13 protein-coding genes and 1 pseudogene are annotated in these 11,768 nt (G+C 69.3%); 6 read left to right on the top strand and 8 right to left on the bottom strand.

What is annotated here, in order from left to right:
* Position 1 precedes the first annotated feature (1 nt).
* The 5 genes from ACF088_RS31465 (at position 2) to ACF088_RS31445 (ending at position 3,220) form a co-directional block, all read left to right on the top strand.
* A complete protein-coding gene (locus ACF088_RS31465; RefSeq protein WP_392379282.1) occupies positions 2–1,219 on the top strand; it encodes an amidohydrolase in 1,218 nt (405 codons plus the stop codon).
* Between the two features lie 132 nt (positions 1,220–1,351).
* The gene (locus tag ACF088_RS31460) at positions 1,352–1,531 is read left to right on the top strand and encodes a thiazolylpeptide-type bacteriocin (protein ID WP_328383304.1); all 180 of its coding nucleotides are present in this window, start codon (positions 1,352–1,354) and stop codon (positions 1,529–1,531) included.
* An 86-nt stretch (positions 1,532–1,617) separates the two neighbouring features.
* Complete coding sequence (locus ACF088_RS31455; protein ID WP_328383306.1) at positions 1,618–1,794, top strand: thiazolylpeptide-type bacteriocin; 177 nt, start codon at positions 1,618–1,620, stop codon at positions 1,792–1,794.
* An 89-nt stretch (positions 1,795–1,883) separates the two neighbouring features.
* The gene (locus ACF088_RS31450; RefSeq protein ID WP_392379281.1) at positions 1,884–2,942 is read left to right on the top strand and encodes an LLM class flavin-dependent oxidoreductase; all 1,059 of its coding nucleotides are present in this window, start codon (positions 1,884–1,886) and stop codon (positions 2,940–2,942) included.
* Complete coding sequence (locus ACF088_RS31445; protein ID WP_392379280.1) at positions 2,939–3,220, top strand: hypothetical protein; 282 nt, start codon at positions 2,939–2,941, stop codon at positions 3,218–3,220. Before ACF088_RS31450 ends, ACF088_RS31445 begins: the two co-directional genes overlap by 4 nt.
* A 257-nt stretch (positions 3,221–3,477) precedes the next feature.
* Here the strand turns inward: ACF088_RS31445 and ACF088_RS31440 are convergent, their stop codons facing one another.
* The 7 genes from ACF088_RS31440 to ACF088_RS31410 all read right to left on the bottom strand — a co-directional run bounded on the left by ACF088_RS31440 (position 3,478) and on the right by ACF088_RS31410 (position 10,623).
* On the bottom strand, positions 3,478–4,050 hold the full coding sequence (locus ACF088_RS31440) for a hypothetical protein (protein WP_392379279.1): 573 nt from the start codon (positions 4,048–4,050) through the stop codon (positions 3,478–3,480).
* Complete coding sequence (locus tag ACF088_RS31435) at positions 4,047–5,168, bottom strand: ROK family glucokinase (RefSeq protein ID WP_392379278.1); 1,122 nt, start codon at positions 5,166–5,168, stop codon at positions 4,047–4,049. The genes ACF088_RS31440 and ACF088_RS31435 overlap by 4 nt, the downstream gene beginning before the upstream one ends.
* A gap of 229 nt (positions 5,169–5,397) precedes the next feature.
* Positions 5,398–6,207 carry an ATP-binding cassette domain-containing protein gene (locus tag ACF088_RS31430; RefSeq protein ID WP_392379277.1) on the bottom strand — a complete coding sequence of 270 codons (810 nt, stop codon included), beginning with the start codon at positions 6,205–6,207 and terminating at the stop codon, positions 5,398–5,400.
* A complete protein-coding gene (locus tag ACF088_RS31425) occupies positions 6,204–7,277 on the bottom strand; it encodes an ABC transporter permease (RefSeq protein ID WP_392379276.1) in 1,074 nt (357 codons plus the stop codon). The genes ACF088_RS31430 and ACF088_RS31425 overlap by 4 nt, the downstream gene beginning before the upstream one ends.
* Positions 7,274–8,287 carry a sugar ABC transporter substrate-binding protein gene (locus tag ACF088_RS31420; protein ID WP_392379275.1) on the bottom strand — a complete coding sequence of 338 codons (1,014 nt, stop codon included), beginning with the start codon at positions 8,285–8,287 and terminating at the stop codon, positions 7,274–7,276. Before ACF088_RS31420 ends, ACF088_RS31425 begins: the two co-directional genes overlap by 4 nt.
* A 188-nt stretch (positions 8,288–8,475) precedes the next feature.
* Entirely contained in the window at positions 8,476–9,498 is a 1,023-nt protein-coding gene (locus ACF088_RS31415; protein WP_392379274.1) for a substrate-binding domain-containing protein, read from the bottom strand.
* Between the two features lie 351 nt (positions 9,499–9,849).
* On the bottom strand, positions 9,850–10,623 hold the full coding sequence (locus ACF088_RS31410) for a GntR family transcriptional regulator (RefSeq protein ID WP_392379273.1): 774 nt from the start codon (positions 10,621–10,623) through the stop codon (positions 9,850–9,852).
* 248 nt (positions 10,624–10,871) lie between these two features.
* Here ACF088_RS31410 and ACF088_RS31405 point away from each other — a divergent pair, with 248 nt between their 5' ends.
* Complete coding sequence (locus ACF088_RS31405; protein ID WP_392379272.1) at positions 10,872–11,300, top strand: VOC family protein; 429 nt, start codon at positions 10,872–10,874, stop codon at positions 11,298–11,300.
* Here ACF088_RS31405 and ACF088_RS31400 read toward each other — a convergent pair.
* Positions 11,272–11,727, bottom strand: a pseudogene (locus ACF088_RS31400) (PaaI family thioesterase). The gene ACF088_RS31405 and the pseudogene ACF088_RS31400 sit on opposite strands and share 29 nt — an antisense overlap.
* Positions 11,728–11,768: the final 41 nt, after the last annotated feature.

Raw genomic sequence — 11,768 nt, 5'->3', positions numbered from 1 at the left:
CGTGCTTCCCTCCGCCCTTGAGCTTTACCTGCGCCTGCACCGTGAACCCGAGCTGTCCGGCGTCGAGCGGCGTACCGCCGCCCGGGCCGCCACGGTCCTTCGGGGTCTGGGCTGCCGGGTCACCGAAGGCATCGGCGGCCACGGTGTTGCCGGAGTACTGCACAACGGTCGTGGGCCAACGGTGCTGCTCCGTGCCGAACTCGACGCCCTTCCGGTACGCGAGGAAACCGGGCTGCCCTACGCCAGCACGGTGACCGCCCCCGGCCCCCAGGGCGTGCCCGTCCCGGTGGCACACGCCTGTGGCCATGACGCCCACCTGGCCATCGCCCTGGGCGTGATGGACCTGCTGGCACGCCACCGCGACCGGTGGCGCGGCACCGTGGCGCTGGTGGGCCAGCCCGCCGAGGAGACGCTCTCCGGAGCGGCCGCCGTGCTCGCCGACGGGCTCTACGAACGCCTCGGTGTTCCGGACGCGGTCCTTGCCCAGCACCTCGCGCCCTTCCCGGCCGGAGTTGTGGCACACGCCCGGACCGTGCTGGCGGCCTCCCGCGCACTGCGCATCGTGCTGTACGGCCCCGGCGGGCACACCGCACACCCGGAGGGCGCCGCCAACCCCATCGAGACGGCTGCCGCCGTCGTTGCCGGGCTCCCCCATGCGGTCGGTTCACACGTCGTGGCCGGTGTCGGCGCCCTGCACGCCGGCACCACCGCCAACGTCCGCCCGGACCGCGCGACGCTTGAGGTGAGCGTCCGTGCCCCCACCGGGCGGCAGGCCGGAGAGGCCGAGGGTGCCATCGCGGAGCTGGCCCGGCAGGAGGCGGCACGGCTCACCCCAGGGCGGCCCCCTGAGATCACCGTCACCGCCCGCTCGGCCCCCACTGTCAACCATCCCGAGCTCGGCAAGACGGTACGCGCGGCGCACACCGCCGTGCTGGGGCAGCCCGCGGTGCACCCCTGGCCCCTCTCCATGGCCACCGAGGATTTTCCCGAATATGCCGCGGGCGGCACCGTGCCCACCGCCTACTGGATGCTCGGCTGCGTCGGCCGTAAACAGTGGGAAAGCACCGCCGACCTGCCGCTGCGGGAGCGGTTCGCGGTCATCCCGCCCAACCACTCCCCGCGGTTCGCCCCCGATCCGGTGCCCACCCTGCGCACCGGAATGGTCGCCATGGCGACGGCGGCGCTCGCCTGCGGTCTGGGGGATGTCAGCGAGATGTGAGGCCATTATCAGCCGTCTTGCGGCGGCATGCCCGTAGATGGAGACAGGCCGGCTGGCCCGGGCCGCATGCGATGCGGCCCGGCCACAGCCGCATCGCATGACCACACCCCTGTGAGAGGAGACAAAAACGGTATGACCATCAAAACCGATCTCGCCGACCTTGCACGCGACATGCTGACCCTGGAGTCGGAGACCTTCGAGATCAACGACTACAACGAGGCCGACGGCAAGCTGCTGGGCAGCTCGTCCACGAGCTGCGACAGCAGCTCCTGCAGCTCCAGCACCACCTCGTGCAGCAGCTGCTGCAGCTGAACCCCGCCTCGTGAGTTTCGGCGGATTCAACGTCCCACAACCCGCGCAACCACATCATCTGCGCAACCACGTGAAAGGAGTCCACGATGGCGGACAAGCCCGACCTCGCTGACCTCGCGCGCGAGATGCTCGCCCTGGAGTCGGAGACCTTCGAGATCAACGACTACAACGGCGCCGAGGGCGCCATGATGGACGGCTGCACCAGCACGACGAGCTGCAGCACGAGCTCCAGCACCACCTCGTGCTCCAGCACCTGCAGTTGAGCCTGGCCCCTTGAGGACCGGCGGGACGGCGAGCCCTGCACCGTGCGCCGTCCCGCCCCGCACCACCATTCCGACGAAGGTGACCCTCCATGGAACACGGCATCTCGCTTCTTCCCGACTGCCGTCCCTCGCAACGCACGCCCGCGGAGTACTACCGCGATGCCATCGCCATCAGCAGGTTCAGCGACGAGGCCGGACTCGGCTACGTCAAGATGACCGAGCACTACCTCGGCGATTACGGCGGCTACTGCCCCAGCCCGCTGACCTTCCTGACCGCGGTCGCTGCTCGGACCAGCCGTATCCGGCTGATGACGGGCGCGCTGCTGCCGGCCTTCCACCACCCCATCCAGCTCGCCGCCCACATCGCCCAGGTCGATGCCATCAGCGGTGGCCGCGTGGACGCCGGCTTCGGCCGGGCCTGGCTGCCGTACGAGTTCGACGCGTTCCAGGTGCCGATGGACGAGAGCCGGCCGCGCTACGAGGCCACGATCGAGGCCGTGGTGCGGCTGTGGTCCGAGGAGAAGGTCACCGAGAAGACCCCCTACTTCTCCTTCACGGACGCCACCTCGCTCCCCCCGGTCACCCAGCGTCCGCACCCTCCGGTGTGGGGGGCGGCAGTGAAGTCCCCCGAGAGCTTCACCTGGCTTGCCACCAAGGGTTTCGGCGTCCTGCTCGCCCTCCCCCCGGCTCGCCAATACACCAGCGTCAGCCGCCATCTGGTCGACCACTACCGCGAAGTCTTCGCCGCCACCCACGGCACCACCAGGACACCGCGGATCGCCATGAGCACTCCGCTCTACATCGCGCGCACCGACGCAGAGGCTTACCGCCTCGCCGAACCCCTCTACCGCGAATACGTGCAGGTATGGACCGAGGCGGCCCGCTCCTGGCGAGCCACCAGCTCCAGCGGCTACATCGGCTACGAGTCCATGGGCCGTGACATGACGCACCTGAGCACCTTCGACGTCAAGCGCTATGGCACCGCGGTCATCGGCTCCCCGGAATCCGCCGTGGAACAGATCCGGAAACTGCACGAGACGTACGAGGCCGATACCTATCTATGGAATGTCGACTTCGGTGGGCAGACTTACGAGCAGATGCACTCCAGTCTGAAGCTCTTCGTCGACGAGGTTCTGCCCAAGCTGTGACCCGACCCCAGGAAAAGGCCATGTACGACTCCACCGATCCGCAGCACGCCGCCAGTGCGCCTCCCGCACCCCGCTCTGACCACAGCCTCGCACCTCGGCAGCGGGGCGGGCGTGCCCTCACCCTGGCCGGCTATGCGGCCTATGGCCTCTTCCCGCTCTCCGGCGCCATCGCCGTGACCCTCATGATCCTCACCGGCTCCTGGTACTGGATGCTGCTGGTGCCCCCGGTCGCTTACGGTGCACGACAGTTGGCCAAGAACCTGCGCTCTGACGACTGAATTCACGCCACACGGCGGTGATGCCACGGTGAGTTGGCGTCAGCTGATGAAGGCTGCGAGCCGTGGCTCGCCTCTCCCGGCAGGGCTTCGCGGAGCGAGAACGAGGGCTTCGCGGAGCGGCTGCCGGAACCGTCGGAACTCCACGCCGGAACGCCACTGCCGGAACGGCACGGTCGGAAAATCACGGTCGGAAAGACACCGTCAGAACGTCACTGTCAGAACGTCACCGTCAGAACCTCACCGTCAGAACCTCACCGTCAGAACCTCACGGTTGAGACGGTGTGGACGACCGGGTGCCCCGGCTCGTCGTAGTTGACCATGATCCGCTGGTACGGGTGCGGTGGCTTGCCCTTGGTCGTCGTACCGGCCCACGGCACGTCGAGGCCGAAGTCCCAGCCGACCTTCGACGCCTGCTCGGGCGGGATGGTCTGCTGGTTCTTCTTCAGGGCGGCGGTGCTGGTGCCGACGGCGTTGAGGTAGTGCTCAAGTCCCCACTCGTTGGTCCTGAACTGCACGAACAGCGAACTGGTCTGCCAGGAGTTGGTCTCGTAGTAGTAGACCGGGGTGGAGCCGATCGGCACCGGGACGTTGTAGATCCGCTGCTGGACCTTGGAGGGAAAGGCGTTGGTCAGGCCGGTGGCGGCGGCCTCGGCCTCCTTGCCCTCGCCGCTGTCCCGGCTCTGCTCGGCGGAGATGACGATGTAGCCGGCCGGGATCGCGATCAGCAGGAAGACGATCAGCGCCATCAGCACCGGGCGCCGGCGCTTGACGCGGGGCGGCGGTGCGGGATGCGGTTCGTCGTGCACGGTGTGCAGGTCGGTGTCGGTCATCGGCGGCCCGCCCGTTCGTATCGTTCGTAGCGCTCGACGCGGCGCCGGTTGGCGCGCCGGAAGCGGCGGGCCACCAGGCGGGCCAGGTCGGCGGCGCCGACCATACCGGCCTCGGGGCCCAACTGAGCCTTGGTGAGGGTGGCTTCGGGACGGTAGCCGCGGCCGGTGAGATGACGCCGGAAGGCCTCCCTGGCCGGGCCGATCAGCAGGTCGTCGGCGGCGCTGACGCCGCCGCCGATGACGAAGCACGACGGGTCGAGGGCGGCGGCGAGGTTGGCGATGCCGACGCCGAGCCACTGGCCGATCTCCTGGAGGAGTTCGACGCACATCGCGTCGCCCTCCCGGGCCAGCTCGGTGATCAGCGGTCCGGTGATGTCGCCGATGCGGCCGCCGACCCGCTCGATGATGTTGTACGCGACCGGGGAGTCGGCGGCGGCCAGCTCACGGGCCTCGCGCACCAGGGCGTTGCCGGAGCTGTACTGCTCCCAGCAGCCGCGGTTGCCGCACGGGCAGCGGTGGCCGCCCGGAACGACCTGCATATGACCGAATTCACCGGCCACGCCGTACTTGCCCCGCTTGACCGCGCCGTCCTCCAGGATCGCGCCGCCGATGCCGGTACCGAGCGTGATCATGACGAGATGGTCCTCGCCGCGGCCGGCACCGAAGCGCCACTCCGCCCAGGCGGCGGTGTTGGCGTCGTTGTCGACCATGACCGGGACCGCGAGGCGGCCGGCGAGGCGGTCGCGCAGCGGTTCGTTCCGCCAGTTCAGATGCGGTGCGAACAGCACCTTGCTGCGGTCCGCGTCGACCCAGCCGGCTGCGCCGATGCCGACCGCATGGACGTCGTGGCGGTCGGAGAGGTCGAGCACCAGCTCGGTGATGGTGTCCTCGACGACCCGGGGGCTCTTGGACTTGTCCGGCGTCTCGGTGCGGACCTTCTCCAAGATGGTGCCGTCGGCGTCGACGACGCCCGCCATGACCTTGGTGCCGCCGATGTCGATGCCGACGGTGGGCACCCGGGGAGCGGTCAGATGCGAGCGCCGCTCGCGGGTGCCGACCGTGCGCAGCACGGTGGCCCTGGCCGATCCTCGGTGCACCCGGTCCCGGTACATGCTCATCGACCCACCTCTTCGCCGTTTCTCCCCCACTGCCTTGAGGGCGTGGGTGGTGCCCCCATGCGGCTGCTGCGTGCGCGCAAGAGTCGTCTCGTCCCTGCGGGGTCTCGGGAGGCCGGGGCCTCGATGTGCGGGTTCGGTGCGATTGTGCATCACCGGCGGCGTCCGGCGCACCGCGACGGGGAGTAACGCGCCCCGCACAGCTCCGAGGCCGTGCGGGGCGCGGTGGTGATCACTCGGGCCGATGGCCGCCGGGAAATTCCGGGGTCGCGGTCCGGGCCAGCTCATGACTGAGCTGTTCCAGTTCGCTGCCGCCCGCCATTTGGCGGGTCAGCTCTTCCAGCGTGATCTCCGATTTGGCGTGGCTGCCGGCCATCGCACCACGTTTGAGCAGCACGAAGCGGTCACCGACGAGATACGCATGGTGCGGATTGTGGGTGATCAACACCACGCCGAGACCGGCGTCCCGCGCGGCCGCCACGTACTTGAGGACGACGCCGGACTGCTTGACGCCGAGTGCCGCCGTCGGCTCGTCCAGGACCAGGACCTTGGCCCCGAAGTAGACGGCGCGGGCGATGGCGACGCACTGGCGTTCGCCGCCCGAGAGGGTGCCGATGGGCTGGTCGACGTCGCGCAGGTCGATGCCCATCCGCAGCAGCTCGCTGCGGGTGGTCTCGCGCATCGTCGTGACGTCGAGCCGCTTGAAGGGGCCCACGCCGGTGGTGGGCTCGGAGCCCAGGAAGAAATTCCGCCACACCGGCATGAGGGGAACGACGGCAAGGTCCTGGTAGACGGTGGCGATCCCACGGTCCAGGGCCTCGCGCGGGGAGGAGAGGCCGGTCTCCTCGCCGTCGATGGTGAAGGAGCCGGCGTCGTGCCGGTGCAGCCCTGCGATGATCTTGATGAGGGTGGATTTGCCGGCGCCGTTGTCCCCGAGCACACAGGAGATCTCGCCCGCGTGCACCTGAAGGGACACGCCTTCCAGCGCCCGGACGTTGCCGTAGTACTTGCTGACGTCGGTCAGCTCGACCAGTGCGGTCATGCCTTTTCCTCCGCCCGCTTGCGGACCCATGCGTTCAGGAGTGTGGCGAGCAGCAGCATCGCGCCGAGGAAGAACTTGTACCAGTCCGGATTCCACTGCGCGTAGACGATGCCCTTGCTGGCCATGCCGAAGATGAAGGCGCCGACGGCGGCACCGATCGCCGAGCCGAAGCCACCGGTCATCAGACAGCCGCCGACCGCCGCGGCGATGATGTAGAGGAACTCGTTGCCCACACCGTCGCCGGACTGGATCGCGTCGTACGAGAACAGCAGGTGCTGGCCGGAGACCCAGGCGGCGAACGCGACGCCCATATAGAGGCCGATCTTGGTCTTGGTGACCGGGACACCCACCGCGCGTGCCGCGTCGGCGTTGCCGCCGACCGCGAAGATCCAGTTGCCGACGCGGGTGCGCAGCAGGATCCAGGTGGCGACGGCGACCAGGACGAGCCACCACAGGATGGTGATCTGGATGTCGACGCTGCCGAGGGTCAGCTGCGAGGCGAAGACCTTGCGGGCCGACTCGAAGCCCTCCATGTCGGCGATGGACTTCGTCGAGACGGTGCCGTCGATCAGCTTGGTGAAGCCGAGGTTGAGGCCGGTCAGCATGAAGAAGGTGCCGAGCGTAATGATGAAGCTGGGCAGCTTGGTACGGGTCAGCAGCAGGCCGTTGAAGGCCCCGATGGCCAGGGTGACCAGCAGGGAAACCCCGACGCCCACCCAGGTGTCGGCGGTCATCTGGTAGCTGAACATCGAGGAGATCAGCGCCGAGCTGACGACCATGACGCCGGCCGAGAGATCGAACTCCCCGCCGATCATCAACAGCGCCACCGGCACGGCCATGATGCCGATCGTCGAGGACGCATAGAGCACCGTGGAGAGGCTGGAGGCCTGCAGGAACGGTTCGGCGACGATCGAGAAGAACACGAAGACCGCGGCGGCGCCGACGACCGAGCCCAGTTCGGGGCGGCCCATCAGCCGGCGGGCCAGGGAGCGGTGCAGCAGCCGTTCGTCGCCGCCGCTCTTGGCGGGCGGCCCCGCGGGCTCCAGCGGCGGTGCGTCGGTGTGACTCATCGCGTCCCCCGCTTCGTGTAGTCCTGCAGCGCCGCGGCGTCCTTCTTGGTGATCACCTGGGGTCCGGTGAGCACCGGCTTGCCGCCGCCGAGGACGTCGGAGTTGTACTTGTAGAGCCACAGCAGGTCGACGGCCTCGTAGCCCTGGAGGTAGGGCTGCTGGTCGACGGCGAAGCCGAGGGAGCCGTCCTTGAGGCCGGTGGCGACCTGGGCGTTGAGGTCGAAGGTGTCGATCTCGGCCTTGCTGCCGGCCTGCTCCTTGGCCTTGACGGCGGTGGGGGCGAACGGGGCGCCGAGCGTGACGACGGCGTCGATGGAGCTGTCCGCCTGGAGCTTGGACTCGATGGAGGACTGCACATCGGGCATGTTGGTGCCCTCGACGTACAGCTTCTGCAGATCGCCCTTGAAGGTCTTCTTGGCGCCGTCGCAGCGCTGCTCGTGGCCGACGTTGCCCTGTTCGTGCAGGACGCACAGGGCCTTCTTCCGGCCGCGCTTGTTCAGCTCCTCGCCGACCGCCTCACCGGCCACCGTCTCGTCCTGCCCGATGTGACTGAGCGCACCGAAGGCCTTCGACGCCTCGGCGCCGGAGTTCACCGTGATCACCGGGATGCCGGCCTTCTCGGCCTTGGCGATCACGTCCTTCATGGCGTTGGGCTTGGCGAGCGAGACGATCAGCCCGTCGACCTTCTGGTCGATGTAGGACTGCACCAGCTGGCTCTGCCGCTGGGCCTCCTTGTCGTGCCCGTAGACGAACTTGATGTTGTCCTTGACGGCGGCCTGCTGGGCGCCGTTCTGGACGATGTCCCAGAAGGTGTCGCCGTCTCCCGAGTGGGTGACCATCGCGAACGTCCACCTGGGGGTGTTCACCGCGGCCTTGCCGCCCGCGGACTTGGCGGCGCGTTCCTGTTCGGCGCGCAGGCCTCCGGTGCTGCTGCACCCCGCCAGAGCCACGCCGAGCACCGCCGCCAGCACGGCGCCGACGGCGCGTCCCCTTCTTCCAACCCGTGCCACGAGGACTCGCCCTTCCCGCTGATGCTGCCGTATCGACTGCGTTGGTTTTCTGCGCTGCCCGGACCGGCCGGTCCGGGTGCGTACGGTGTCATGCACCGCCTCCGGCACCGGTCGGCCGGGCCCAACCGGCCAAGTATCCGTTACCGGTGATCTGTCCCGGTTCATCGGGTCCCGTCTTCCCTGGGGCTTCACCGGGTGCCTCGCCCGGTGTATGCGGTCAGCTTCGGTACGTCCTTCTCGGTGACCAGGGCGGGCCCGGTGAGCACCGGCCTGCCGCCGCCGAGCACATCGGCATTGGCCTTGTGGAGCCAGAGCAGATCCACCGCCTCGTAACCCTGGAGGTAGGGCTGCTGGTCGACCGCGAAGGTGACGTCCTTGGCCTTGAGCAGCTTGACGACGGCGGAGTTCAGATCGAAGGTCGCGAGCTGCGCCGGGCTGCCCGCCTCCTCCTTGGCCTTGACGGAGATCGCCGCCATCGGCGCACCGAGGGTGACGATCGCGTCGATGTCCTTGTCGGACTGGAGCTTGGCCTCGATGGAGGACTGCGAGGCGGGCGCGTTGGTGCCGTCGACATCGAGGTTCTCGACCGTCCCGTGGAACGCCTTGCGGACACCGGCGCAGCGGTCCTCCAGCGACACATTGCCCTGCTCGTGGACGACACAGAGGACCTTCTTCCGGTGCCGGTGGTTCAGCTCCGCACCGACCGCCCGCCCCGCCACGGACTCGTCCTGACCGAGGTGTGTCAGCGCCCCGTACGCCCGGGAGAACTCGCCGCCGGAGTTCACGGTGACGACGGGGATGCCCTGCGCCACGGCCTTGCGGACGGCCGCCTTGACGGCCTGCGGCTTGGCGAGGGTGACGATCAGCCCGTCGACCTTCTGATCGATGTACGACTGGATCAGCGCGGCCTGCTGGGCACCCTCCTTGTCATGGGCATACAGGAACGTGACGTTGTCCTTGGCGGCGGCCTGCTCGGCACCGTTCTGCACGATGTCCCAGAAGGTGTCACCGTCGCCGGAGTGGCTGACCATCCCGATCGTCATGCGTGGGGTACCGGCGCCCTTGCCGGACCCGGACGCCGCAGTCTCGGCGCCCTGCCCGCCGGCGGCGCTGCACCCGGTGGCCAGTGCGAGGGTCGTCAGTAAGGCGGCGGCGCTGCGCACAGCGACGCCGCGGACAGTGAGGGGACCAGCCGTACGCACGCCGATCATCGTGGGACCGCCTTTTCTCCCGGCCGCCGGACTGCGGCTGGAGGAGTTTGTAACGGCGCACGCAGAGCCACGTCAATGGTTTGTCAGAACATTCTGACGAGGGGGCTCCGCGCAGGTATCCCATAGGGGGACATTGCAGCTGGAACCGCTTGGTCCGGTTTCCCTCGGGGTGTCGCAGCGGCCGGTCCGGGACCCCTCAAGGGGCGCCGAGGGCAGCTCTCAGGGGCGCCGAGGGTCGGCTCGGGGGCGCTGAGGGGGCAGCCCCTCAGGGGTGCACTGAGGGTCGGCCTCAGTGCGCCGCTCAGGGCCGCTCAGGGCCGCTCAGGGCCGCTCAGGGCCGCTCAGGGCCGCTCAGGGCCGTACGAGCAACTGGAACTCGAAGGCGTAGCGGGAGGCGCGATAGACATGCGAGCCGAACTCGACCGCGCGCCCCGTGTCGTCGAACGTGGTCCGCTGCATCGTGAGCAGCGGAGCACCCTCGGGCTCATCGAGCCGCTCCCCCTCCTCGACCGTCGCGGCACGCGCGCCGACGGCCTGACGGGCGCTGTGCAGGGTGATGCCGGCCGACCGCATCAGGCGGTACAGACCGGTCTCCTCCAGCTCGGCCGTCTCCAGCTTGAGCAGCCCCGCGGGAAGGTGGTTGCGCAGATGCGCGACGGGCTCGCCGTGCGTCAGCCGCAGCCGCTCGACCAGCGCGACCTCCGCCCCCTCCGCGATCCCCAGCGCGGCGGCGACCTCGGCATCGGCCTCGGTGGTGGTGTTGAGCAGCACGCGGGTGGCCGGCTTCTGTCCGGCCGCCTCCAGGTCGTCGTAGAGGCTGCTCAGCTCCAGCGGGCGCTTGACCTGGCTGTGGACGACCTGGGTGCCGATCCCCCTGCGGCGCACCAGAAGCCCCTTGTCGACCAGCGACTGGATCGCCTGCCGCACCGTCGGCCGGGACAGGCCGAGCCGACCGGCCAGCTCGATCTCATTGCCGAGCAGGCTGCCGGGAGCCAGCTTGCCGTGCTCGATCGCGGCCTCCAGCTGCTGGGACAGCTGGAAATACAACGGGACCGGACTGCTCCGGTCCACGCTGAACTGGAGGGGGCTCTCGGCGCCCTGGGCTTCTGTTTCGCGTTTCCCCACGCTGGCGAGCGTATCCGTCCGGGCAGATGACGGGAAGTCCGGAGGTCACATTGTCCGGACAAGGGCAGACCACGCTCTCCGACGAAGCCACCCGTCGGACCGCCATCGGACCGGACCGCCGCGTACACGACATTTCCCAGTCCAGCCGAGCTCTTTCCGATGCCCCCCGCGCCCCTTTCTGATAACCAAAGACCGATGGACACCGTGCCCATCTGCGCCCCCGCCCCTCCCCGAGGAGTCAGCCGGCCATGTCCGTACGTCGCGTCGTCCCCGACATCCAGTCCGACGCCTTGGAGGAGAGCCGCACGTTCTACGGCCTGCTGGGGTTCGAGGAGGTCATGAACCTGGGCTGGGTCATGACCCTGGCGTCCCCCGCCCACCCCACCGCCCAGCTCACCTTCATGACCCACGACAAGGGCGCCCCGGTCACCCCCGACATGAGCATCGAGGTCGATGACGTGGACGCGGTCCACACCGCCCTGCTGGCCGCCGGCGCAGACATCGTCCGGCCGCTCCAGGACGAGGAGTGGGGCGTCCGCCGGTTCTTCGTCAAGGATCCGAACGGCCGGGTCGTCAACGTCCTTGCACACCAGGCGTCGCCCCGTGAGGCCAAGAGCCCGGACGACGAGGGCCAGGACGGCCCACCTCTCACTCCCGGCCGCCCGCCGGACCGTTGAGCGGCAGCGCCGTCCCCTGCGCCACCGCGCACACGCTCTCCTCCCCCGCCGCGTCGATCACCGTCAGATCGCAGCGGCACACCGCCTGCCGGCGTCCGGCGTGTACGACCTCGGCGCGGGCCCGCAGCGTGCGGCCATGTGCCGGGCGCAGTCACTGGATGGCGAAGCCGCCGGTGACGACGGCCGGGCCAAGGGCCGTGGCCGCGGCGAAGGTGAGGGTGTTGTCGGCGGCGTACGACAGCACTCCGCCGTGCACAAACCCGTGCTGCTGCAGGAGTTCCTCGCGGATATCGATCTCCAGCGTCGCCGCGCCGCCCCCGAACTCGGTGATCCGCGCCTGCACCAGCCTGCTGAACGGCTGGGCGTCCAGCACCTGCTGCGCCGCCACACGGTCGAACGCCGCACTCTCCTGCACTGCACCGGTCATCTCGCCGCCCGCCTCTCGCCGTGCCTCCGAAGACCCGGCCG

The sequence above is a fragment of the Streptomyces sp. NPDC015125 genome (assembly GCF_043080045.1).
Classification (GTDB): domain Bacteria; phylum Actinomycetota; class Actinomycetes; order Streptomycetales; family Streptomycetaceae; genus Streptomyces.
Note: the sequence above shows the minus strand (reverse complement) of the source record. Positions and strands in the feature narration are given on the sequence as shown.